This window comes from Bradyrhizobium sp. dw_78, assembly GCF_018449525.1.
In the GTDB taxonomy this organism is placed as follows: Bacteria; Pseudomonadota; Alphaproteobacteria; order Rhizobiales; family Xanthobacteraceae; genus Bradyrhizobium.
In genome coordinates this window covers 314,748-338,745 of sequence record NZ_JAAVUS010000005.1, presented here as the reverse complement: position 1 = coordinate 338,745, position 23,998 = coordinate 314,748, and the positions used below count along the sequence as shown (strand labels likewise).

General features: G+C 62.9%; 21 protein-coding genes and 1 pseudogene. 13 read left to right on the top strand and 9 right to left on the bottom strand.

The window, feature by feature from the left end; translation table 11 throughout:
- The 7 genes from HB630_RS15935 to HB630_RS15905 all read left to right on the top strand — a co-directional run bounded on the left by HB630_RS15935 (position 1) and on the right by HB630_RS15905 (position 6,294).
- Positions 1-186: a hypothetical protein gene (locus tag HB630_RS15935; protein ID WP_213773302.1), complete on the top strand. Its 186-nt coding sequence runs from the start codon at positions 1-3 to the stop codon at positions 184-186.
- A 110-nt stretch (positions 187-296) separates the two neighbouring features.
- On the top strand, positions 297-1,052 hold the full coding sequence (locus HB630_RS15930) for a 16S rRNA (uracil(1498)-N(3))-methyltransferase (protein ID WP_213773201.1): 756 nt from the start codon (positions 297-299) through the stop codon (positions 1,050-1,052).
- Between the two features lie 214 nt (positions 1,053-1,266).
- Entirely contained in the window at positions 1,267-2,418 is a 1,152-nt protein-coding gene (locus HB630_RS15925) for an ATP phosphoribosyltransferase regulatory subunit (RefSeq protein WP_213773200.1), read from the top strand.
- Positions 2,415-3,392 carry an ATP phosphoribosyltransferase gene (gene hisG / locus HB630_RS15920; protein ID WP_213773199.1) on the top strand — a complete coding sequence of 326 codons (978 nt, stop codon included), beginning with the start codon at positions 2,415-2,417 and terminating at the stop codon, positions 3,390-3,392. The genes HB630_RS15925 and hisG overlap by 4 nt, the downstream gene beginning before the upstream one ends.
- Before the next feature lie 83 nt (positions 3,393-3,475).
- Positions 3,476-4,519 carry a glycosyltransferase family 2 protein gene (locus tag HB630_RS15915; RefSeq protein ID WP_213773198.1) on the top strand — a complete coding sequence of 348 codons (1,044 nt, stop codon included), beginning with the start codon at positions 3,476-3,478 and terminating at the stop codon, positions 4,517-4,519.
- A complete protein-coding gene (locus HB630_RS15910) occupies positions 4,516-5,358 on the top strand; it encodes a ChbG/HpnK family deacetylase (RefSeq protein WP_213773197.1) in 843 nt (280 codons plus the stop codon). The genes HB630_RS15915 and HB630_RS15910 overlap by 4 nt, the downstream gene beginning before the upstream one ends.
- A 120-nt stretch (positions 5,359-5,478) precedes the next feature.
- Positions 5,479-6,294: a DUF2076 domain-containing protein gene (locus HB630_RS15905; RefSeq protein WP_213773196.1), complete on the top strand. Its 816-nt coding sequence runs from the start codon at positions 5,479-5,481 to the stop codon at positions 6,292-6,294.
- Positions 6,295-6,589: 295 nt separating this feature from the next.
- Here HB630_RS15905 and HB630_RS15900 read toward each other — a convergent pair whose 3' ends face one another.
- Positions 6,590-7,405, bottom strand: a complete 816-nt coding sequence (locus HB630_RS15900) for a L,D-transpeptidase (RefSeq protein WP_213773195.1) — start codon at positions 7,403-7,405, stop codon at positions 6,590-6,592.
- Between the two features lie 295 nt (positions 7,406-7,700).
- On the opposite strand from HB630_RS15900, the gene HB630_RS15895 reads away from it, so the two are divergent.
- Positions 7,701-8,468: a protein phosphatase CheZ gene (locus HB630_RS15895; protein WP_213773194.1), complete on the top strand. Its 768-nt coding sequence runs from the start codon at positions 7,701-7,703 to the stop codon at positions 8,466-8,468.
- A gap of 242 nt (positions 8,469-8,710) precedes the next feature.
- On the opposite strand, the gene HB630_RS15890 is transcribed toward HB630_RS15895, so the two are convergent.
- Complete coding sequence (locus tag HB630_RS15890; RefSeq protein WP_213773193.1) at positions 8,711-9,220, bottom strand: hypothetical protein; 510 nt, start codon at positions 9,218-9,220, stop codon at positions 8,711-8,713.
- A gap of 333 nt (positions 9,221-9,553) precedes the next feature.
- Between HB630_RS15890 and HB630_RS15885 the strand changes: the two genes are divergently transcribed.
- Together HB630_RS15885 and groL are read left to right on the top strand one after the other, a co-directional pair.
- A complete protein-coding gene (locus tag HB630_RS15885; protein ID WP_100383742.1) occupies positions 9,554-9,850 on the top strand; it encodes a co-chaperone GroES in 297 nt (98 codons plus the stop codon).
- Between the two features lie 153 nt (positions 9,851-10,003).
- The gene (groL, locus tag HB630_RS15880) at positions 10,004-11,650 is read left to right on the top strand and encodes a chaperonin GroEL (RefSeq protein ID WP_213773192.1); all 1,647 of its coding nucleotides are present in this window, start codon (positions 10,004-10,006) and stop codon (positions 11,648-11,650) included.
- 19 nt (positions 11,651-11,669) lie between these two features.
- Here groL and HB630_RS15875 read toward each other — a convergent pair whose 3' ends face one another.
- Positions 11,670-11,837, bottom strand: coding sequence for a hypothetical protein (locus HB630_RS15875; RefSeq protein ID WP_213773191.1), 168 nt, complete (start codon positions 11,835-11,837; stop codon positions 11,670-11,672).
- A gap of 92 nt (positions 11,838-11,929) precedes the next feature.
- Here HB630_RS15875 and HB630_RS15870 point away from each other — a divergent pair, with 92 nt between their 5' ends.
- Positions 11,930-13,093, top strand: a complete 1,164-nt coding sequence (locus HB630_RS15870) for a hypothetical protein (protein WP_249780889.1) — start codon at positions 11,930-11,932, stop codon at positions 13,091-13,093.
- Positions 13,094-13,257: 164 nt separating this feature from the next.
- Positions 13,258-14,794: pseudogene (locus tag HB630_RS15865) on the top strand (FAD-dependent oxidoreductase).
- 18 nt (positions 14,795-14,812) lie between these two features.
- On the opposite strand, the gene HB630_RS15860 reads toward HB630_RS15865, so the two are convergent.
- Both HB630_RS15860 and HB630_RS15855 read right to left on the bottom strand, forming a co-directional pair.
- Entirely contained in the window at positions 14,813-15,229 is a 417-nt protein-coding gene (locus HB630_RS15860) for an META domain-containing protein (protein WP_213773189.1), read from the bottom strand.
- 153 nt (positions 15,230-15,382) lie between these two features.
- The gene (locus HB630_RS15855) at positions 15,383-17,047 is read right to left on the bottom strand and encodes an L-lactate permease (RefSeq protein ID WP_213773188.1); all 1,665 of its coding nucleotides are present in this window, start codon (positions 17,045-17,047) and stop codon (positions 15,383-15,385) included.
- Positions 17,048-17,353: 306 nt separating this feature from the next.
- On the opposite strand from HB630_RS15855, the gene HB630_RS15850 reads away from it, so the two are divergent.
- Positions 17,354-19,099: an SbmA/BacA-like family transporter gene (locus tag HB630_RS15850; protein WP_213773187.1), complete on the top strand. Its 1,746-nt coding sequence runs from the start codon at positions 17,354-17,356 to the stop codon at positions 19,097-19,099.
- Positions 19,100-19,397: 298 nt separating this feature from the next.
- On the opposite strand, the gene HB630_RS15845 is transcribed toward HB630_RS15850, so the two are convergent.
- From HB630_RS15845 to HB630_RS15830, 4 genes are all read right to left on the bottom strand, one after another.
- Positions 19,398-20,396 (bottom strand): TorF family putative porin, encoded by a 999-nt coding sequence (locus tag HB630_RS15845; RefSeq protein WP_213773186.1) that lies wholly within the window; start codon positions 20,394-20,396, stop codon positions 19,398-19,400.
- Positions 20,397-20,865: 469 nt separating this feature from the next.
- Positions 20,866-21,351: a hypothetical protein gene (locus HB630_RS15840; RefSeq protein WP_213773185.1), complete on the bottom strand. Its 486-nt coding sequence runs from the start codon at positions 21,349-21,351 to the stop codon at positions 20,866-20,868.
- Positions 21,352-21,421: 70 nt separating this feature from the next.
- Positions 21,422-22,759 (bottom strand): glycolate oxidase subunit GlcF, encoded by a 1,338-nt coding sequence (glcF, locus tag HB630_RS15835; RefSeq protein WP_213773184.1) that lies wholly within the window; start codon positions 22,757-22,759, stop codon positions 21,422-21,424.
- Positions 22,756-23,997, bottom strand: coding sequence for an FAD-binding protein (locus tag HB630_RS15830; protein ID WP_213773183.1), 1,242 nt, complete (start codon positions 23,995-23,997; stop codon positions 22,756-22,758). The genes glcF and HB630_RS15830 overlap by 4 nt, the downstream gene beginning before the upstream one ends.
- Between the last annotated feature and the right edge of the window lies 1 nt (position 23,998).

The window sequence follows — 23,998 nt, the reverse complement described above, 5'->3', positions numbered from 1 at the left end:
TTGGGCCAGAGCCTGTTGGCTCAAGAAAATCTGGCCGGCGCAAGCGGCAAGGATGGCCAAGGTAAGCGGTGCGATCAGGCGGCGGATGGTCAAAGCGGTTCCTCCGGCAAGGTCCCAATGATCCCTGTCGTCTTCCGGTGGAAGAGCGATTTGCAGCGGGAATTTACGATTGCTGGCAGTCCTTAACAAGCTGCGGAATTTGGCAACAGCGCGGCGTGGAGCCGCATCGGCCCGGAATAATTGCTCCAGATTCTCATCCTTTCGGTTAAAACGCGGCCCTGTTTGGAAGGTCATAGATGCCCCAGATCGATTTTCGCGCCCCTCGCCTGTTCGTCGATATTCCCCTGCACGGGGATCAAACGGTCGCACTGGAGCGCAATCAAAGCAATTATCTCGGCAACGTGCTGCGGCTTTCCGCGGGTGAGACCATCCTGGTGTTCAACGGCCGCGACGGCGAATGGCAAGCCTCGATCGCGGGACGCAAGCGGCCCGACAGCCTGAATATCATCGCCCAAACCCGGCCGCAGGACCGCCTGCCTGACCTCGCTTACGTCTTTGCGCCGTTAAAACATGCCCGGCTCGACTACATGGTGCAGAAAGCGGTCGAGATGGGCGCCTCGTCGTTGCGGCCGGTATTGACCCGTTTCACGCAGGTTTCAAGGGTTAATGGCGAGCGGATGCGCGCCAATGTGATCGAGGCCGCCGAACAATGCGGCATTCTCGGCATCGCGGCCGTGGCCGAACCGGTACCACTCGACGGTTATTTGAGCCGGCGCGCGGCAGAACGGCTGCTCGTGTTCTGCGACGAGGCCGCCGATGTCACGAATCCGTTGCAGGCACTGCGGCCCGGAGCAACGGCTGCGACCGGAATCGACGTGTTGATCGGCCCCGAAGGCGGGTTTGCCGAGGAGGAGCGCGCCCTGCTGCTGCGGCAGCCGCAAATCGTAAGGCTTTCGCTGGGGCCGCGGGTGCTGCGCGCCGATACCGCGGGGGTCGCCGCGCTTGCCCTGGTGCAGGCCGTGCTTGGCGACTGGAGGGGTGCCGGCCCATAAAGGGCGGCCGGCGCCGTCATTTTTGGCCCATCCTTGAGGCATCCGGCCGATCCCTGTCGAAACCACCGCTTAGCCATGCTAAAGCTCGTCAGGCCCTAGTCTCTTGTTTTGACACGTTTTCTTCACCGCGAACCGGTATCGCTTCGCCCGAAAACGTTATAATGGCCGCGCCGGATCACGTTGAAACCTGTTTTCGGGATAATTGGACGTTACGATGACCTCGACCACCGCCGGATCCGCCGCATGGGCGGACGCGCTGCTAAAGTCGTTCGCGCAGGCCGGCTACGCCCATGCCGAGCCGGCGATCCTGCAGCCGGCTGAGCCGTTCCTTGATCTGTCGGGCGAGGACATCCGCAAGAGCCTGTATCTAACTACCGATGGCAGCGGCGAAGAATTGTGCCTGCGCCCCGATCTCACCATCCCGGTGGCGCGCGACTATCTCGCCTCCAGCCGGGCCGGCCAGCCGGCCGGGTTCAGTTATCTGGGGCCGGTGTTTCGCTATCGCGGCGGCCGGCCGAGCGAGTTTCTGCAGGCCGGCATCGAATCCTTCGGGCGGCAGGACCGCGCCGCGGCCGACGCCGAGATGCTGGCGCTGGCGCTCGAAGCGACCGCCGCCTTCGGCTTGACCGATGTCGAAATCAAAACCGGCGATGTGGCGCTGTTCAACGCGCTGATCGACGCTCTCGATCTCTATCCGGTGTGGCGGCGGCGGCTGGTCAAGGATTTCAACCGCAGGATCAGCCTCGAGCAGGACATCGAGCAGCTGACACTCGCGACCGGCCCGGACCATAACGAGTACCAGGGCGTATTGGCCGCGCTCGCGGGCTCCGACCGCAAAGCGGCGCTGGCGCTGGTCACCGATCTGATGTCGATTGCGGGCACCACCAATGTCGGCGGCCGCACCGTCGCCGAGATCGCCGACCGCTTTCTCGAACAGTCGACGTTGAAGGGCGGCGCACTGCCGAGCGACGCGATCGCGATCATCAAACGCTTCCTCGCGATCACGGGCGATCCCGATGACGCGATCGCGCAACTGCGCGCGCTGGCCGGCGACGCCAAGCTGAAGATTACGGCCGCGATCGACCAGTTCGAGAGCCGCGTCGGCTTCATGGCCGCGCGCGGCATCGACACCCGCAACACCCGCTTTGCCACCTCGTTCGGCCGCGGCCTCGATTATTATACCGGATTCGAATTCGAACTGCACCGCACCGGTAATGGCGCCGAGCCGCTGGTGGCGGGCGGACGCTACGACGGATTGATGACCCAGCTTGGATCGGGCACGCCGATCCCGGCGGTCGGATTCTCGGTGTGGGTCGAAACCCTGACCAAACTCGGCAAGCCTATCGCCGGCAGGAGAAAACCATGACGGCGCCATTCGTCCTGGCGGTGCCGTCCAAGGGCCGCCTGCAGGAAAATGCCGAGACGTTCTTTGCGCGCGCGGGGCTGGCGCTGGCGAAGCCGCGCGGCGCCCGCGATTATCGCGGCACCATCAACGGACTCGACAATGTCGAGATCGCCTATCTTTCAGCGGGCGAGATCGCCTCGCAGCTGGCGCGCGGCGCGGTGCATCTCGGCGTCACCGGCGAGGATCTGCTGCGCGAAAGCATCGCCGACGCCGACAAGCGCGTGCTGCTGATCGACGGCCTCGGCTTCGGCAACGCCAATGTGGTGGTCGCGGTGCCGCAGGCCTGGATCGACGTCCGCACCATGGCCGATCTCGACGACGTCACCACCGGTTTCCGCGAGCAGCATAACCGGCGGATGCGGGTCGCCACCAAATACATCAACCTGACCCGGCGATTCTTCGCCTCCCGCGGCGTCGTCGATTATCGCATTGTCGAAAGCGCCGGTGCGACCGAAGGCGCGCCGGCGGTCGGAACCGCCGAGATGATCGTCGACATCACGACGACGGGGGCGACGCTGGCGGCCAACGGTCTCAAGGTGCTCGACGACGGCGTGATCCTGCGCAGCCAGGCCAACCTGGTGGCCTCGCGCGACGCCGACTGGTCGAAGGGCGCGCGCGAAACCGCGCGCGTCATCCTCGATCATATCGCGGCGCGGGCGCGGGCCAATAAATACCGCGAGGTCCGCACCCGCTTCGCCGCATGCAACGCCACGCTGCTCACCGAAGCGCATAATCGCTTCGGCGTGGTCTCGCCGTTCGGCGGGCCGACATCATCGGGCATGTTGACGCTGCACTGCCCGCCGGCACAGCTTTACGCACTCGGCAGCTTCCTGCGCGCGCACGGCGCCGATACGGTTTCGGTGGCGTCGCTCGATTACGTGTTCGACCGCGACAATCCGTTGTTCGCAAGGCTTGAGGCCTTCTTGCGGCAGTAAGGCGCAAGCCCGGCGCGCATCCCTGTGGCGACAAGGCGCCGCGATTGCCATATGTTGTGGTTCCGATGATTGAGACCTGATCGATGATGCTCGGTACCGATGTTTCTGGCCTGTCCACCACCGCCGCCAATGCTGCGATGCAAGGGCTGTCGATCGTCGTGCCGGTGTATAACGAGGCGGCCGGTCTTGTCGCGCTGCACGCCCGGCTGGATGAACTGGCGAACAAGTTGAAGCAGCGCTACGGCCTCGCCGCCGAAGTGATCTATGTCGACGACGGCAGCGCCGACGCCACGCTCAGAATCGCAAGCGGGCTTGCGGCCGACGCGCTCGACGTTCAGGTGGTGTCGCTGTCGCGCAATTTCGGCAAGGAAGCGGCGCTGATGGCCGGGCTTGATCATGCGCGGCGCGGCGCCGTGCTGTTCATGGACGGCGACGGCCAGCATCCGCCCGATCTGGTCGAAAAGCTGGTCGGCCACTGGATCGAAGACGGCTATGACGTGGTCTACACCGCGAAAGCGCATCGCGACAATGAATCGCTGCCGCGGCGGATCGCCGTGCATGGTTTCTACGCGCTGATCAATTGGGGCGCGCGGCAGAAAATCCCGGAGGATGCCGGCGACTTCCGCCTGCTGTCGCCACGGGCCGCCGCCGCGCTGCGCCAACTCCCCGAACGCAACCGCTTCTTCAAGGGACTGGCGAGCTGGATCGGCTTCCGCCAGATTCGCGTCGACTACGAACCCGCCGCGCGCACGCATGGCGTCACCACGTTCAGCGCCGGCCGGCTGCTGGGTCTTTCGATAGAAGGCCTGACCTCATTCTCGGTCGCGCCCTTGCGCTTTGCGAGCCTGCTCGGCGTGCTGCTGGCGTCGGCGGCCTTCCTGTTCGGGCTTTCGATTCTCTGGGAAACCTGGACCACCGGAAAATCGGTTCCCGGCTATCCTTCGCTGGTGATCGGCCTGATGACCATCGGCGGCGTGCAGCTCATCATGATCGGCATCGTCGGCGAATATATCGGCAAGATCCTCTCGGAGCTGAAAGCCCGCCCGATCTATTTCGTCGCCGAACATATCGACAAGCGCGCCGGAGAGAAAAGTGTGGACGCCCGCGAAAGGTCCGCGGCCGAATGAACGGCGCCGCGCCGCGCCGCATCTGGCTGTGCGCCGACGATTACGGCATCAGCCCCGGCGTCAACCGCGCCATTCGCGACCTGATCGAACGCGGCCGCCTGAATGCGACCTCGGTCATGACGGTCGGTCCCGCCATCGGCCGAAACGAAGTCGCTTCGCTGCAAGCCGCCGTTGCGAACAGCGCGCGCTGCGCCATCGGCCTGCATGCGACGTTGACGGCGCCGTTCCGGCCCCTGACCATGCATTTCAAGCCGGTCGAGGGCGGCCTGTTCCTGCCCTTTCCAAAATTGCTGCGTGCGGGCCTGCTGCGGCGGCTCGATCCTGAAATCATCCGCGCCGAACTGGTGGTGCAGTTCGAATCCTTCAAGGAATTGTTCGGCCGCGCGCCGGATTTCGTCGACGGCCATCAGCATGCGCAATTGTTTCCGCAGGCGCGCGACGCGTTCCTGAGCGCGGTGAAGGAAGCCGCGCCCGGCGCCTGGGTACGCCAGGGCGGCCGACGGCTGCCATTGTCCGAGCGGCTCGGCGCGCCCAAGGCGCTGGTGCTCGATCTTCTCAGCGCGCAATTCCGGACCCGCGCCGCGCGCGCCGGCATCGCGTTCAATCCCGCCTTTGCCGGCGCCTATGATTTCTCCCGGCAGCCCGATTTCGGCGCGCTGATGGGCGAATTTCTCGATCGGCTGCCCGATGGCGGCCTTGTCATGTGCCATCCCGGATTTGTCGACGAAACGCTGGCCGGCCTCGACCCCCTGACCGGCCAGCGCGAGCGCGAATACACCTTCCTTGCCGGCGAGCATTTTCCGCCATTGCTGGCGGCGAATAACGTTACGCTGGCTTGATATCGTTCGCGAAAACCTGCCGGCCTTTTTGTCGCATACAGAAATTTAATCCGGCCCGGCACTACCTCGGACATAAAACGCGCCTAGATTTCGCCCGCGCCACCAGCGAGGAAGAACGTCATGACGCCGCAAGAACGCCAATTGATCGACGACCTTTTCGGCCGGCTTTCGAAGCTGGAAGGCTCGCCACGCGATCCCGATGCTATTGCAGCCATTACCCAGGGCCTGCGCGGCGCGCCCAACGCCTTGTATGCGCTGGTGCAAACGGTGCTGGTGCAGGATGAAGCGCTCAAGCGCGCCAACCAGCGCATCCAGGAACTGGAGGCCGACGGCGGCCCCGAACAGCATCCATCTGGCGGCTTCCTCGATTCGATGCGGGACGCGATCTTCGGACAAAACCAGCCGCACGGCTCGGTGCCGAACGTGCCTCCTCCGCCCGGCGCGGGCAGCCGCCCGGTCTGGAACAGCGGTCAGGCGCTGCAACAGGCGCAATATCCGGGACAATATGGTCAGGGCCAATATAATCAGGGCCAGTACGGACAGCCCTATGGCGCACTGCAAGGTCCGATGGGCAGCCCGATCGGTGGAGGCGGCGGATCGTTTCTCGGCACCGCCGCCGCGGCCGCCGCTGGCGTGGTCGGCGGATCGCTGCTGCTCAACAGCGTCCGCTCGATGATGGGAGGCAGCCATTCCGGCTTCGGCGATCCCACCACGATCGTCAATGAAAAGGTCGTGAACGAAAGCCCGTGGCGCGACCAGTCCGACAGCAGCCTCGCCCGCGACGCGGGCGTCAACGATATCGGCTCATCCCGGGACCGCGCCGACGACAATTCGCGCGCCGGACTTTTCGACCAGGCCTCGAGCGACGACAGCCATGACGACATGGATTTCGATTCGGATGATTTCGGCAATGATGGCGGTAGCGACGACGTCTGATCGTCATCGCCCGGCGACATGAAAAAGCGGCCGCCGGAGCATGATTCAATTAAGTTGAATCATGCTCCGGCGGCCGCTTTTTTTAACTGGTTTTCTTCACGCCAACCGGCATCCACCCCGCCCATCCAGACCCGGGGCAGGCCTTCGCCCGAAAACGCCTTAGAGCGGGATGACTTTTCTTCGAATCGTCATCCAGCTCTACCTTTTGTTTGAGTATGATCTCCGCGCAAACGCGTTCCGCGTTTGTCGCGAGGGAAAACCGGTACCCACTTTTCCGGATCATGCTCTGGCAAGGTCAGATGACGACGACCTTGGCGCCGACATTGACGCGGCCGTAGAGATCGATGACGTCCTGATTGCGCATCCGGATGCAGCCTGACGACACATTGGTGCCGATCGTCCAGGGCTCGTTGGAGCCGTGGATACGATAGAGCGTCGATCCCAGATACATTGCACGCGCGCCAAGCGGATTGTCGGGACCACCCGCCATGTGCCGCGGCAGATCGGGGCGGCGCTGAAGCATTTCCGGCGGCGGCGTCCAATCCGGCCACTCTTTCTTCGCCGAAACCGTCTTTACGCCCGCCCAGGTAAATCCCGGCTTGCCGACGCCGATGCCGTAGCGCAGCGCCTTGCCGTTACCCTCGACCAGAAACAGGAACTTGTTCGGTGTATCGATGACAATGGTGCCGGGCTTTTCCTTGCCGTCATACTCGACGAGTTGCTTCTCAAATCTCGGATCGAAAGGACGCAGCCTGGGATCGGCGGCGGCCGCATCCTGTGGCTCGGCCTGTTGCGGATCCGCCTGCGGCAACAAGGCGCGCCGCGGATCGTAGGACGGCTGCTGCTGATAGACGGGTGGCTGATATTCCGGTTGTTGCGGATAGCGCCCGGCCTGCTGCTGTCCGTCGCCGAACAGAAACTCGATGAAGCCGCCCCCGAGATTAGGGCGTTCGGCATAGGCGGTACGCACCGGCGCCGCCGGCGGCGCGCCCTGGTTGGCGTAGATCACCGTCGGTTCGGGAGGCGCCGCATCGATCGCGGCAGCCTGATGAATTCCGCCAAGCAGGGAGGACGCGCCGGCGAACAGCGCAAGGGTCATTTTTCTGGGCATCGACGTACTCTGTACTGTTTCGTCGTGGAGGCGCTTTCAGTGGCGCCGTTATATGCGGGCAATAAAGGTCAAAACCGCATCGGTTTGGTAAACGGAATCGCCGTTTCGATTCACCACGTCGCCAGCGGGGCGCCGTTTTGTCCGGTAGCGTTTATTTTCAATGAATGCAGGCCGTGCATGGTTAATCGATGGTGTGCAGGAAGCGGCGAGACGATTCGGAAGAAAATTCCGGCGTGAACTTCACGTTAAATCACATCTGTTTAAACGGTGGTGGGTGTAGTTCAGGGAAGCTCTCATGCCGATTCATCGCAGACGTTTTCGTGTCGAAAAAGCCGTTACCGGCGATATGCCGATGCCCGAGGTTGCTGACGACGAGGTCGGCCCCACGAACCACGAGATCATGAGCGAACTGCGCGCGATCCGCAGTCAGATGGCCGCTCCCGGCCGCAGCGCCGCCGTGGAGACCGGACAGCAGATCCTGACGGAGGCCGCCGAAGCCCAGGCCACGCTCGAAAGCTATCGCGCCCAGATCGAACAATGCGAAAAGCTCAAGGTCGAGCTCGACCTCATTCACGATGCCATCAGCCGGACCAAGCGGGAAATCGCGGTTCTGCACGGCAAGAGCTTCAACGGCGAGGAAATGGCCCGGGTCAACGGCGAACTCGGCGCCGTGGTCGGCGGCACCGAGGAAGCCACGCAGCAAATTCTCGAAGCCGCGGAGGCGATCGACCAGGCCGCGAGTGCATTGACCAAGGTGAACTCACCCGAGCAGCACAAGCAGCTGGCGGAGGAAATCCAGGAGCGCGTCGTCGGGGTTTTCGAGGCCTGCAACTTCCAGGACCTGACCGGCCAGCGTATCAAGAAGGTGATGACCACGATGAAATTCATCGAAAATCACATCACCGTCATGATGGATATCTGGGGCGGCGTCGATGCGATCAAGGCCCACGTGCCGCCGGCCGTCGATACCCGCAGCGAGGATGAGAAGCTGTTGAACGGCCCGAAGCTGGAAGACGATATCGGCCATGCGTCACAGGATGACATCGACGCGCTGTTCGATTGAGTCTCGGTCTCAAAGGCCTTATCGGCTCCGAATCGATCGGAACCGATAACGCCCCGCGAACCGGCCTCCCCCACTCCGCCCGAAACGCCCAGTCCGATAAACAAAACGCCGGCATCTGCCGGCGTTTTTTATTTCCCGAAGCTGAAGCCGCCTGCCGGGGTGCGTCCGAAAACGAAACCCCCGTTCAACAAGCTCCGGATTCCGGGTCTGACGGGATAAACAGTCAGGCTTTCATCAAGCCATCAGGCTTTGGGCCCGCAGCGGACATAGACCATGGTGCCGTAGCGGGTCGCGGCGTCCTTGTCGATGAAACGGGTAATCATGACCCGGCCGTCGAAGGAAACAATCTCGCGATCCTGTTCGCCGCCCGCCGGACCGGACGGACCGATATAATTTTTGCCGCCGGGGCTGCCCTTGAGGTCAAGTTCCTGCGGCGTCGCCTGGTCGGCCAGATGCATGATCACGCCGCCATGGGCGCCGGCGCCGATCACATAAGGTTGCTTGCACTGCGACCGCGCCGCGGCTTCGGTGCGCGCCTGGTCTTTCGGATCGAGGTACGATGCAAGGCCCCAGCGGCCGACCAGTTCGTCCGCGTGAATGGAGGACGGCATTTCCGGTGCTACGCCAGGCTCCGTCGAAACCGTAGACGTGGGCGACGTCAGGCCGAAGCTTCCGCACGCGCCGAGAAACAGCGACAGCGCGGAAACGATCCCCAGACTGGCAATCGTTCGCACGCTACGTGACCTAACCATGGCATCCCCCGAGCTGAAATTCATCGCCGCACCCGTCCTGCGGCCAAACGTAAAATGGCTTTCGGAGCAACGAGGTCCAGCAAACCATGCTGGCGCTCCGATCTGACTTCCTTTGAAGCATCCTATATCAGCCTAACCAAGGGTTTAACCCTGTTGCTTGACAGGATCGGCGCCACGCCATATTCCCCCAAAGCGCATGATTAGCACTCCGAGAGCCCGATTGCTAAGGGATGCTGACTGTCCGGCGCCATCGGGGTGTCGAATACGTCTCGTATCTTGAGCGGCTTTCGATGGCAAACCAGATCTCAAAACCGAGCCTCCAAAGGAACCGTCATGGCTAAAACCAAATTTCGTCCGCTGCATGACCGCGTCGTGGTCAAGCGTATCGACGCCGAAGAAAAAACCAAGGGCGGCATCATTATCCCGGACAGCGCCAAGGAAAAGCCTTCGCAGGGCGAAATCACGGCGGTCGGCCCCGGCGGCCGTGACGAAGCCGGCAAGCTGATCCCGATCGACCTCAAGGTCGGCGACCGCGTGCTGTTCGGCAAATGGTCAGGCACCGAGGTCAAGCTCGATGGCGAGGAGCTCCTGATCATGAAGGAGTCCGACATCATGGGCGTGCTCGCGTAAGCGATAAGCCAAAGAGCCGCGCCGCTCGCCGTCGTCATGCCCGGATTTGATCCGGGCATCCGTCATTCTTCGAAACAGGATGGATTGCCGGGTCAAACCCGGCAATGACGGGCAAAGGGCGTTTCAACTATCAATCCATCGGGAGTAATTCAAATGGCAGCCAAAGACGTTAAATTCTCAGGAGACGCGCGCGATCGCATGCTGCGCGGCGTCGACATTCTCGCCAACGCCGTCAAGGTGACGCTCGGCCCCAAGGGCCGCAATGTCGTCATCGAAAAGAGTTTTGGCGCCCCCCGCATCACCAAGGACGGCGTCACCGTCGCCAAGGAGATCGAGCTCGAGGACAAGTTCGAGAACATGGGCGCGCAGATGCTGCGCGAAGTCGCCTCCAAGACCAACGACACCGCGGGCGACGGCACCACCACCGCTACCGTGCTGGCGCAGGCGATCGTCCGCGAAGGCGCCAAGTCGGTTGCCGCCGGCATGAACCCGATGGACCTCAAGCGCGGCATCGACATTGCCGTGGCGGCCGTGATCAAGGACATCGAGAAGCGCGCCAAGCCGGTCGCTTCCTCCTCCGAAATCGCCCAGGTCGGCACCATCTCGGCGAACGGCGACGCCGCCATCGGCAAGATGATCGCGCAGGCGATGCAGAAGGTCGGCAATGAGGGCGTCATCACGGTCGAGGAGAACAAGTCGCTCGAAACCGAGGTCGACATCGTCGAAGGTATGAAGTTCGACCGCGGCTACCTGTCGCCCTATTTCGTCACCAATGCCGAAAAGATGACTGCCGAGCTCGAGGACGTCTACGTGCTGCTGCACGAAAAGAAGCTGTCCGGTCTGCAGGCGATGCTGCCGGTGCTGGAGGCCGTGGTGCAGTCGGGCCGTCCGCTCCTGATCATCGCCGAGGACGTCGAAGGCGAGGCGCTGGCGACGCTGGTCGTCAACCGGCTGCGCGGCGGACTCAAGGTCGCCGCCGTCAAGGCGCCGGGCTTCGGCGATCGCCGTAAGGCGATGCTGGAAGACCTCGCGATCCTGACCGGCGGCCAGCTGATCTCCGACGACCTCGGCATGAAGCTCGAGAACGTGACGGTGAACATGCTCGGCCGCGCCCGCAAGGTGGTGATCGACAAGGAAAACACCACGATCGTCAACGGCTCCGGCAAGAAAAAGGACATCGAGGCCCGTGTCGGCCAGATCAAGGCGCAGATCGAGGAGACCACCTCGGACTACGACCGCGAGAAGCTGCAGGAGCGTCTGGCCAAGCTCGCCGGCGGCGTCGCGGTGATCCGCGTCGGCGGCGCGACCGAGATCGAGGTCAAGGAGAAGAAGGACCGCGTCGAGGACGCCCTCAACGCGACCCGCGCCGCGGTGCAGGAAGGCATCGTGCCGGGCGGCGGCGTGGCGCTGCTGCGCGCCAAGAAGGCGGTCGGCCGCATCCACAACGACAACTCCGATGTCCAGGCCGGTATCAATATCGTGCTGAAGGCACTGGAGGCTCCGATCCGCCAGATCGCCGAGAATGCCGGTGTCGAAGGCTCGATCGTCGTCGGCAAGATTCTCGATGACAAGTCGGAGACCTTCGGCTTCGACGCCCAGACCGAGGACTATGTCGACATGGTCGCCAAGGGCATCATCGATCCGGCCAAGGTGGTCCGCACCGCGCTGCAGGACGCGTCCTCGGTGGCGGGCCTGCTGGTGACCACCGAAGCCATGGTCGCCGAACTGCCGAGGGAGCCGGCGCCGCCGATGCCCGGTGGCGGCGGCATGGGTGGAATGGGCGGCATGGGGGGCTTCTGAAGCCCACCGCCGGTACCGATCAGAAGGCCGCCTCCGGGCGGCCTTCTTTTTTGGCGAATGCGAAGTTTTCCGGTTCTGACGGAAGCAGAGCCGAGGCGCTATCCTTTTGTTTCAACGTATCTTCCTGACGTGGACCGGCATCCGCCCGACCCGAAAACGCGATAAAGAGATTTGCTCCCCGCGCCATCGGCCGGTATCGATGAGGCTTGGTGACGCCACCCGATTCTGCCCGTCGAGGAATCCCCTATGCGTACGCTGCTGTTCTGCCTGCTCGGTGTGATGACGGCCTCGTCCAGCTCCACTTTCGCCGACATGAAGCTTTCGACAAAACCTGCCGCGGGCGCCGACGAGATCAGATATTTCACCTCCATCGACGGCCTGATGGACGGCAGCGCCGACGTCATCCTCAAGGAAACCCGGCAGGGCAGGACCGTCACCTCCGCGGTGCTCGACCTCTGCTATCCCGCCGAGAAAGGCTCCGACCGCAAGGACCGTTTTGTCGCCAACCTCGCGGTGAACGGACAAACCCTGAGCGGCACCACCCAGAGCCTCGGCGACAAATTGCCGGTGACGGTGAACCTCACGCGCCGGCCGACCGGCGACACCTTCGAGTTCAAGGGCAGGATCAGCATCGGCCAGACCGCGACCGAGGTGGCTTCGTCGGACAATTCCGATCTGAGCGAGCGGGAATTCGAGGACAACCAGTCCACCGAGGACGGCATCAACCCGGCGCCAAAGGACTTTACCGAAGTATCGCCGGAATCCATCGCCGTCAGGGTGAAGCTGGACGCCGCGGCGGATTTCCTGAAAAGCCTGAAGGGGCAGGACCTCGAAATTTCCGTAAGCGGCCTCGCCGTCACCTGCGACGCGTTGCGCGCCGGCGAGCAGACCGTCAACATCACGGTGGATCCCGACCACGCGGCGGCGCTGATCGCCCGGGCCAAGGCGGCGCCCGGCGTGGTCTCCGCCGGCTGGACCACCGGAATCGTGGAGATGGACCGCACCATCCGCTTCGCGGCATCCGACTGGCGCGACGGCGACAAGCTCAACAAGGATAAACTCGCTGCCGCGGTCGCCAATGTGCTGGCGAAAACCCTTGCGGCCAAGCCGTCGGCGGCGGCCTGGGACGCCCATACCGGAAAGCTGAAACTGACCCTCAAGCGCCCGAGCCAGATCTACCCGGCGCTCGACCTCACCGACAGGATCGAGGTCGACGCCCTGGTGTCACCGGACAAGCCCGGCGGCTCTGACCGACTGATGCTGTGGATCAGCACGCCGGTGGTCTCGACCTCGGACGAAAGCCCCGGGCCGAAGCTCAATCTGGCCGATGATTCCAGCAGCGACGAGGAAGCCGATCCGAAAGACGACAATGGTTCGGTCGACGCGCTGGCAAAGGAATTCAGGGCGCAGCGCTGGGACCCGGACAAATCGACTTGGAAATAAAATCGACTCGGAAATAAAATCGATTTGGAAATAAACGGCTTCCGCCTCTGCCCGGCGGACTTCGCTGCACCCTTTCGATGCGGAGGTGCATTTGACATGCCGCTTCCAGGCGGCATGAATGAAGAGTGTCCGAGGATCAGGGTTTTCAGGGAGGCCCGCACCGAATGGCACGCTATGACGTGATCGTAATCGGCGCCGGTCTAGGCGGCCTGACGGCGGGCGCGATCCTTGCCCGCGCCGGACGCAAGGTGCTGATCGTCGAGCGCAGCAATTCCGTCGGCGGTGCGGCGTCGAGCTACAAATCCGGAGACCTGTTCGTCGAAGGTTCGCTGCACGAGACCAGCGATCCGCACGATCCGCGCGACCCCAAGCATGATGCGCTGACGCACGCCGGCGTCATCGATGCGATCCAATGGATTCCATCCGGCGTATTCTACCAGGTGCGCGGCGGTCCGCTCGATCGGCCGTTCGTGATGCCCGACAATTTCGACGCGGCGCGGCGCGCGCTGACCGAACGCTTCCCGGACGCCGCTGGCGGAATCCGGCAATTGCTCGGCGACATGGAGCGGCGCGGCGGCCACGCTGTCGAAAAGCGCGGGTGCTGCGACACATCCGCGCGAAAATGTCGGCGCGCTTTTGAAGCTGGCGCCCGCGATCGGCGACTGGCGATTGTCGCTGTCGGAAAAACTCGACCGGGTTTTCGGCGACAACGAAGCCGTCAAATGCGCGCTGGCCGCCAATCTTTCCTACTTCCACGACGATCCCGCTACGCTGTGGTGGATGTTCTTTGCGATGGCGCAGGGGAGTTATCTGCAAACCGGCGGACGCTACGTGCAGGGCGGCTCGCAGCGGCTTTCCAGCGCACTCGCCCGCGCCATCAGGACCGCCGGTGGTGAGGTGCTGGTGCGCCGCACCGTCAGCCACATCGCGCTGGATGCGCGGGGCCAGGTCGATGCCGTGACGCACACGGCGCGCGACGGCAGCGATCCGCAGCAGGTCGAATGCCGGCGCGTCGTCGGCAATGCCGCGCCCGAGACGCTTGCAGCCCTGATGCCGGCCCCGGCTGCGGAAAAGCTCAAGGCGAGTTACGCGCGGCAAACCCCCTCGGCGTCGCTGTTTGCGCTGACGCTCGGGCTTTCGAAGCCGCCGCGCGAATTCGGCATCGAGGTCTATTCGACGCAGTTATTGCCGCGCGACATGAAGCGGCTGTCCGACTATGCGGCAGGCGCGGCGCTGCTGGCGGAGGAGCCCGGCGAGCGGATGCCACCGATGTCGATCGTCGATTATGCCGCAATCGATTCCGGCGTTCCGGCCCCGCCTTATGTGCTTTCGGTCCTCGGTCCCGACCGTCTGTCGAACTGGGACGGCTCCAGCACCGAAGCCTATCGTGCGAAACGCGGCCGCTGGCAGGCGGCGATCATCCGCTATCTGGATTCGCTTTATCCGGGTCTGGCGGACAGCGTGGTCGCGACGTCGTTCAACAGCGCGCTGTCGGTCCGGCAATATCTCAACGCGCCTCATGGAGCGGTCTACGGCTTCGCGCCGGCGCCGCAGCGCTCGACGCACCCGATCCCGAGGCGTTCGCCGCGCACGGTGGTGCCGGGGCTTTTCCTGGCCTCGGCCTATGCCGGATTCGGCGGCTATTCCGGTGTCGTGCAATCCGCCGGCGTCTGTGCCGACATGATCCTGCGCGAGCCATAGCGTTTCCGAGTAAACGCCTCAATTGGTGTTGATGTGAAAGTGCAGCGCTCGCGTTCCAATGAACGAAACGAGGTCGCCTTGCCGTTTCCAGGTCGTGGCCTCGGTCAGCGCCGAAAGCAATTGATCGTCAGCTTCCGCCCGCTCTGGCGCGCAGCCGCGCTCTTCCATCCGGCCGGGCACGAAGATCACGCTATTGCCGGCCACCGAGAACTGGCCCTGTCCGCCCTTGCACCACAGGTCGAGTCTCGCCGTGCCGTTGTCGCCGATCTCCAGCGTCGGCACCCGTTTCGAGCCGGGCTGCGGGGCGACGTCCAGCGTCATTTCGAATCCGAATGGAAACCCGTCATCGGCGATGGCCGGAACGGTGCCCAGCGCGCCCGCCGCCAGCACCAGCGCCACGGCAGATCGATTCAGAAAAAATCTCACAGAGAACATGCAGCCTCGCAACCATCCGCCCCCAACCGCGCGCCGTTCTAATGGAGCGGTGCAACATTGGCCAGATTGGCGGCCGCATGATTGCCCTGCCCCAAAGCAAATCCCCGCGACATCGATCGCGGGGATTTCCGTAACGCGGTCGGAACCGATCGCTTATTTCAGGACCATCGCCGTGAATGGGTAGACATAGGCCTGCAGCATGACGAACAGGCCGACCAGGCACGCCAGCGCGATCGAATGCTTGAACACGAAGCGCAGGATCGTGCCCTCATGGCCGAACCAGTTGGTCGCGGTCGAAGCGACGACGATCGATTGCGCGTCGATCATCTTGCCCATGACACCGCCGGACGAGTTTGCCGCCGCCATCAGGACCGGCGAAATGCCGAGCTGCTGCGAAGTGATCTTCTGCAAATTGCCGAACAGGATATTCGAGGCGGTATCCGATCCGGTCAGCGCGACACCGAGCCAGCCGAGCAGCGTGCCGAAGAAGGGATAGAGCACGCCGGTCGCAGCGAAGGCGAGACCGAGCGTCGCGTCGACGCCGGAAAGGCGCGTCAGCGTGCCGATTGCCAGCATCGCCGAGATCGTGATCAGCGAATAGGCGCACAGTTTGATGGTTCGGCCATATTCGGAAATGATCTTGCCTGGCGAGAGCCCCATAACGAGACCGGCGATGATTGCCGCCAGCAAGATGCCGGTACCCGTGAACGACGCATAAGTGAACGAGAACACCGCCGATTCCTTGGTTGGTGCCGGTACCACCGGCGTGACCTTGTTGATCATCTGGTGCAGTTCTGGAACCGGATAGTTCCAGGTGAAGATCGGATTCACCGCGGCTTTGAACCAGTCGGTGCCCCAGATCAAAAGGATGACGCACAGAATGATCCACGGTACCAGCGCGTTGAGCAATTCGCCCGGAGCCAGCGGCGTTGGATCGATCAGCTTCGCCGGCGCCATGGTGCGTGCGGACTCATCGTTGCCGCGCAGCGCCGGCGACAGCCAGAGTTCCGTCGGCTGCCAGATTTTCAGGAACAGGATCAAGCTGCCCATCGAGATCAGCGACGAGCCGATGTCGACGATCCACGGATTGATGTAGTTCGAGATCAGGAATTGCGGAATGGCAAACGAGAGGCCAGTGACGAGGATGGCGGGCCAGATTTGCTTCATGCCCCTGAAGCCGGCGAATGCCCAGACTACCCAGAACGGCACGAGCAGCGAGAAAATCGGCAACTGCCGGCCCACCATCGCGCCCAGGGTGTAGGGATCAATGCCGGTCACCGAAGCAAGGCCCTGGATCGGTGTCCCGAGCGCGCCATAGGCCACCGGCGCCGTGTTGGCGATCAGCGACAGGCCGGAGGCGGCCAGCGGCGAGAAGCCGAGCCCGATCAGGATCGAGCCCGTGATCGCCACCGGGGTGCCAAAGCCGGACGCGCCCTCGAAGAACGCGCCGAACGAGAATGCGATCAGCAGGAGCTGCAACCGCCGGTCGGCTGTCACGCCGCCGACGGCGCGCTTGAGCGTCTCGAACCGGCCCGACTTGACGGTGAGCTGATACATGAAGATGACGTTGAGAACGATCCAGCCGATCGGGAAGAATCCGCTCACGATCCCTAAAATCGAGGCGCGGACCGACATGTTGGCCGGCATGGTGAACAGAAAGATGGTCACCAGATTGGTGATCACCAGCGCAATGATCGCGGCGATATGTGCCTTGACCTTACCGGATGCGATCATGAGCAGAAGCGAGACCACCGGTATCGCTGCGGCGATCGTCGAAAGCGGCGCACTGCCAAACGGATTATAGACTTGGTTCCACATTGCGGTTCCTCCCCACGCTGTTATGGGCAGAACCCGGCCAGCGTGGACGGCCAAGCCCGCCTAGCGTGATCGCAGGGAACGATTTATGCAATGTACGAAATTGGCCACGAATCCGGACAACGCCTGATCCGCTCACAACCTCGCGAAGTAGGAAAAGGTCCCCGCCCCTCGCCGTTACAGCCATGCTAGGGTCGACGTGGCGGGGGCGACAAGCTAACCCGGACCTTAAAGTCTACGACTTTAGTGCAAGAATCCCCATCTCAATTTTCGAGATCTTGAAGCCATTCCCCGTGGAGACGGTCATCCGTGAACAATATTCGCTCGACGCTCGCCGCCGTATGGCGGATCGCCTTTCCCTACTTCCGTTCCGAAGACAAATTAGCCGGCGGCGCGCTGCTGGCGTCAGTGATTGCAATCGAACTCTCTCTGGTTGCGATCGACGTTCTGCTGAACCAGTGGCGCGGCCGCTTCTACAATGATCTGCAGGCAAGGGATTGGGACGGGTTCGTCTGGGAGCTCGGCGTCTTCACCGCTCTCGCGGGACTCAATGTCGCGCTTTCGATCTACCAGCTTTACCTCAACCAGTGGCTTCAGATCCGCTGGCGGCGCTGGATGACCAGCCGCTATCTCGGCGAATGGATGCACAAGGCCAACCACTATCGCATGCAGCTACAGGGTGATGCCGCCGACAACCCGGATCAGCGCATCGCCGACGATATCAGGCTGTTCGTCGACCAGACGCTCGGTATCGGCGTCGGCCTGCTCAGCTCCCTCGTGTCGCTGGCGTCCTTTGTCGTCATCCTCTGGGGTCTTTCCGCCGAATCTCCGCTGACGCTGTTCGGCGCCGAATTTCTCGTCCCTGGCTATCTGGTCTGGGGCGCATTGATCTATGCCGTCTTTGGCACCGCGCTGACGCAATGGATCGGTTCGCCGCTGGTCAACCTGTCCTTTGAGCAGCAGCGCTATGAAGCCGATTTTCGCTTCAACCTGATGCGCGTGCGCGAAAATTCCGAACAGATCGCCCTGTTGAAGGGCGAAAGCGCCGAACGGCTGCGGCTTTCGGAACGCTTCGGCCGCGTGGTCGAGAACTGGTACGCCATCATGAGCCGGACCAAGCGGCTGACGGCCTTTACCTCGAGCTATTCCCAGGCCGCGGTGATCTTCCCGTTCATCCTGGGGGCGCCGGCCTATTTCGCCAACAAGGTCCAGCTCGGCGGCCTGCTGCAAACGGCATCCGCGTTCGGCAGCGTTCAAAACTCGTTGTCGTTTTTCGTCTCGATCTACCGGTCGCTGGCGGAATGGCGATCCGTCATCGCGCGGCTCGATGGCTTCGAGATGTCGATCGCCAGCGCCACCGATCTGGCCGCCAGTCCGGATTCGATCGCCGTCGTCGCATCGGCCGGCGACGAGATCGATCTGGAAAAACTTCTGGTGCAATTGCCGAACGGAACGCCGCTGGTCTCGGCAACCAGCTTCAATCTTCGCGCCCATGAACGCACGCTGGTCACGGGCCCATCCGGGGCAGGCAAGTCGACCTTGTTCCGCGCCATCGCCGGAATTTGGCCTTTCGGCCACGGCTCGATTGCCATTCCAGCCAACGCAACCCTGATGATGCTGCCGCAACTGCCCTATTTCCCGATCGGCCCCCTGCAAGCGGCGATCGCCTATCCCGCGGAAGCGGACGCCTATAGCCCGGACCGGATCAGGGAAGTTCTTAACGCAGTGGGCCTGCCCCGGCTGGTGCCGCGGCTGGACGAGGAAGCGCACTGGAATCGGATGCTCTCGCTGGGTGAACAGCAGCGGCTCGGGCTCGCCCGCGCGCTTCTGATCGCGCCCCAATATCTGTTCCTCGACGAGGCGACAGCTTCGCTCGACGAGCCCGCAGAGGCCGCGCTCTACCGCCTGATCGAGCAGGAATTGCCTGCGACCGCCATCATCTCGATTGGTCATCGATCGACGCTCGCGGCCTTCCATCAGCGCAACGTGGTGCTGGCCCGCGACGGCGAGATGTTTACGCTGCAAAATCAGGAAACGGACGCCGTGTCGCCGTAGCGTCTTCCCGGTTCTGATTTCATCAGAACCGGGACCTGTCCTTTTGTTTTGATGCGTTTCTTCAAGCGGAACCGGAATCTGCCCTGCTGATCCGTGCGGGCAGCTGGCTGCCGCTCGAAATACCATCACGGGGGCGCGCTCAATTGGCGAAGCCCTGCCTTGCACGGGCGCAGGGGAGAACGCGCGCCGGCGACATCGCAAGCCACGAACAAAGCATCCTCAAAACAAATCGCCCCACAAACAAAAGGGGGCGGCAGATCGCCCTGCCGCCCCCTTTTTATTCTGAGCTAAAGAAAACTTACTTCAGGTTGGTCATCGCGGTCAGGTCAGCCGACAGCTTGACGATGCCCGCCGCGCCGCACCAGTTCGATCCGACTCCGCTCGGATTGATCGAGGAAACGCTGGTCGTTCCCTCGCCGGCGAAGGTGCTGGTGAAGGCGTTGCAATTGGCCTTCGACAGGTCGCTGTCGGAGTAACGCAGATCGAGCGTGAACACCTTGTAGGTGAAGCCGACGCCGATATTCCAGGTGTTATAGTCGGCATATTTGATGCCGGCCGGGAATTCCGGGACGCTGTAGAAGGAATCAGAGGTTCCGAGCCACTGCCGTCCGAACTCGCCGGACACATACAAGCCAACGCCGCTGTCGCCGAAGACCGTGGCCGGCGCGGTGTACTTGGCGGTGATCGAGGAATAGTTGCCCCAAGCACCGCTGTTAAGAAAATTCGGCGAGTAATATTCGGTCAGGCCGGCTTGGAAGTTGTCATTAAACGTGTAGTTGAACTTGGCGTAGCCTTCGAAGAAGCTCACGTCCTTCTTCATCACGTTGCCGTCGCCAAGGAAAATTGTTTGCGAGTCGACCGAGCAGACGCCGCCGCCGGCAACGCCGGACGGAGAAATGACGTTGTCGGCGCAACGGCCGCCTGGATACAGGTAGCCCCAGACACCGAAGTCGAACGCGGCTGCGCCGAAGGTCGGACGGATACCGCCGTAGACATCGACTTCCGCCGAGGCCCGGTTGGCGAACGAGATGCTCTCGTACGAGGTACCGATATAGAGCTGCAGGTCCTTGTTGATGTTGTAGCGCGGCTCAAAATAGGCTGCGACGGAGGGCTGATGGTTCGACTGCGTGACGCCGCGGAAAACGTAGTCGTTCATGATGGCGCTGCCGAACGCGACATCCCAGGGGTCAAACGGCGCCGGTGGCGGGGCCTTGACAGCCTTCAGCGGCAAATCCGCTGCGAAGGCCGAACCCGATACCATTGCTAGCGCCGCAGCCAACAAAACTACTTTCCTCATGACGATCCCCATCACTTTCTAAAGATCAGACCGGCTTCGAGGCCCCCAACGGACAAGCGATAACCGGCCGCAACCTAAATTGCTTTTACCTGTTCCAATTTGGACGGCAGCAACCACTGCGGGAAGCAAAAACAGCAAGCATCTGCCGACTTTTTAGGCGTTCCAGCTTTTTCCTGTCATGTTGTTGGAGGGTGTTGCATTCTCACAACAATTTTGGGCGGTTCAAGTCCGGGATGACGGGCAGCGACAACACACGCGGCAGCTTTTATCCCCAGCCAGGCTGCTTTCCGGATCGGTTTTCGCGGGTGAGGCGAATCAGCCGTCCGGGCAGGCCCCGACCCGCCGCGACTTCCTCGGCACTTTCCCTTAAACTCGGGCACAAACCTCTCAAGGCGCGAAGGAAGGAAATTCCGGGATACGAAAAAGGCCGCAGCGGCAAACGCTGCGGCCACGCCCCAACTCACATCGGCTAGTTCACATCCTCTTCGCCGGAAGACAGGCTGCCCGAATGTCCCCATGACGGCGCCGGACTGGGCACCGCGGGCGTTGACTCGGCAGAGCTCGGCCCCGCCCAGCTATGCGACACCGGAGCAGGCTCCGGAGCCGCCACCGCGGGTTTGGGCGCCGCAGATTTTGCGGCGACCGGAGCCGATTTCTTTTTCGCCGGGCTCTTCTTGGCGACGGCCTTCTTCACCGATTTCTTAGCAGATTTTTTGGCAGATTTCTTCGGCGCGGCCGCCTTGGACTTCTTGGCGGATTTCTTCGCCGACTTTTTGGCGGCTTTTCCGGCCTTTTTTGCCGATTTCTTGGCAGACTTCTTTGCCGATTTCTTTTTCGCCGATTTCTTAGTTGTTTTCTTAGAAGTCTTCTTGGCGGAAGTTTTCTTCGCCATCAGAAGTTTTTTCTTATTTTTTTTGTCCTTCTTGCCCTTCTTGTTCTTTTTTCCTTTAGCCATAGTGACCCTCCTGTTGCCGCCGATCAATGTCTACGATCACTGTCCATCGGGCGCTTTAAATGATCCGCTTTTACGCGGGGCCAATCGATGAGTTCAATCCTGGCCGTGGACCGCCCGTCGCCCAATCGAGAAGCTCAACTGTATGCACGACAGGGACTGACGTGCCACCGGCAATCTGCACCATGCATCCGATATTGCCCGCCGCGATCACATCCGGCTTGACCATCGCGATGTTGGCGATCTTCCGATCGCGCAACCTGTTCGCAATATCAGGCTGGAGAATGTTGTAAGTCCCCGCCGAACCGCAACACAAATGACCCTCTGGTATATCTTTCACCACGAATCCGTTCTTGGAAAGCAATTCTTTCGGAGCCTGCGTGATTTTCTGTCCGTGCTGCAAAGAACAGGCCGAGTGATAGGCGACGATAAGATCGCCCTGTTGCTGCGGTTTGGGCCGCAGATCGAGACCATCGGCATATTCCGTGATGTCCCTGGCCAACGCTGAAATCTTCGCGGCCGGGCCGGCGAATTCGCGGTCCTCGCGCAGCATGAAACCATAGTCCTTGATGACGGTGCCGCAGCCCGACGCCGTCACCAGAATGGCGTCGAGGCCGCCTTGTTCGGCCTCGGCAAGCCAGGCGGTGATGTTGGCGCGGGCCCGGCCGAGGGCGTCGCCATCCTGTCCGAGATGGTGGGTCAGGGCGCCGCAGCATTGCTCGTCCTTCACCAGCACGACCTCGACCCCGTGACGCGTCAGCAGATTGACGGCGGCCAGGTTGATGCGCGGCGCCAGCACCTGCTGCGCACAGCCTTGCAGCAGCGCGACGCGTCCGCGCCTTTCGCCCAGGGCTGGAAAGACGCTTCCGCCCGCGGCCCCGCGCGCCGGCAAACTGCGGGGCGCCAGCGCCAGCATCGCCCGGATCCGCCGCCACATGGTCGGTGAGGCCGTGGCCACCTTGGGCGCGGGCAGCAAGGCCGCCAGCGGCCGGCCAAGCCGCGCCAGCATCATGCTCCAGCGAAACAGGCCGGGCCGCGGCAGGACCAGCGCCAGAATCGCGCGCAAGGCCCGTTCCGGCAGCGGTCTTCGATATTCCTTTTCGATTTTCACCCTCGCCTGGTCAACAAGGTGCATGTAGTTCACCCCCGACGGACAAGTGGTCATGCAGGCGAGGCAGGACAGGCAGCGGTCGATATGTTTGACCACCTCCTGGGTCGGCGGGCGGTCCTTTTCCAGCATCTCCTTGATCAGGTAGATCCGGCCGCGCGGGCTGTCGAGTTCGTCGCCGAGCAGCACATAGGTCGGGCAGGTCGCGGTGCAGAAGCCGCAATGCACGCAGGCGCGCAGGATCTTGTCGGCTTCCGCGATATCGGGATCGGCGAGCTGCGCCAGGCTGAATTCGGTTTTCATGCAGCGGATCCCCGGATCAGACGGCCGCGATTGAGGATGCGTTTCGGATCGAAGCTGTGGCGGACGCGCTCGCCGAGCGCGGCAAGGCCGCCCGGCTGCGGATGAAACACATCGACATTGCGGCGGACATCTTCGGAAGCGCGCAGCAAGGTCGCGTGGCCGCCGGCGGCGTTGACGCGCTCGCGTATCAAAGCGGCCTGGGCGTCGGGCGTCGGCGGCAACGCCGTCCAGATCAGCCCGCCGCCCCAGTCGTAGATCACGTCGCCGCCGGTCTCGCGCGCCAGCCCCGCACCCAGCGCCCCGCCCGACGCCGGCGGACACACGATGCGCCACACCGGCCAGGCGCCGAGCGCGCCGTCGGCCGCGAACGGACCGACATCGCGGACCGCAGCCCAGATCGCTTCCGAGGCCGCATCGTCAATCCGCTCCGCGGTCCCGAACGGCGCCAAGAGATGGCCGAGCGTCCCCGCGCGGTGCGCGACCGAGGCCGCGAAACCTTCCAGCCGCAGCAAGGTGGCCGCCTGCCCGGACAAACCCAGACCGCCCAATCCATTGCGATCGCCGCTGCGAAACGCCGAATTCGGCACATGTGCCGCCCCCGATACGTCGAACGGCGAGCCCAGCGCCGCCGTCATCGCGCGATTGGCGGTGACGTCATCGAGCCCGCGCAGCACCAGCGTGGATTCGCTCTCCGGCTTCGGCATCACCTTCAACGTCACTTCGGTCATGACCGCGAGCGTGCCCCATGAGCCCGCCAGGAGTTTGCAGAGGTCGTAACCGGTGACGTTCTTCACGACCTTGCCGCCGGCCTTGAAGCTGTCGCCGAAGCCCGACACCGCCTGCGCGCCGAGAAGATGATCGCGCGCACCACCGGCCTTGATGCGGCGCGGTCCGGCCAGTCCTGCGCCGATCATGCCGCCGACGGTGCCGGTATCGGGCAGACCGAGCAGCGGCGCGGTATTCATCGGCTCGAACGCGAATTGCTGGTTCTTGGCATCGATCAAGGACAGCACGTCGGCGAGCGGCGCGCCGGCCTGGAGCGTGATGATCAGCTCATTCGGCTCATAATCCGTCACCGCGTTCAGCGTCGACAGATCGAGCAGCGCGTTGGTCGCCATCGTTTGGCCGATGGTCCGCCTGGAACCGTGGCCGATGATTTCCAGCGGCTGCTCGTTGGCCAGAGCCGCCCGGACCACCTGCTCGACATCGGCAGCGTCACGTACTTTCAAGGTGTCCACG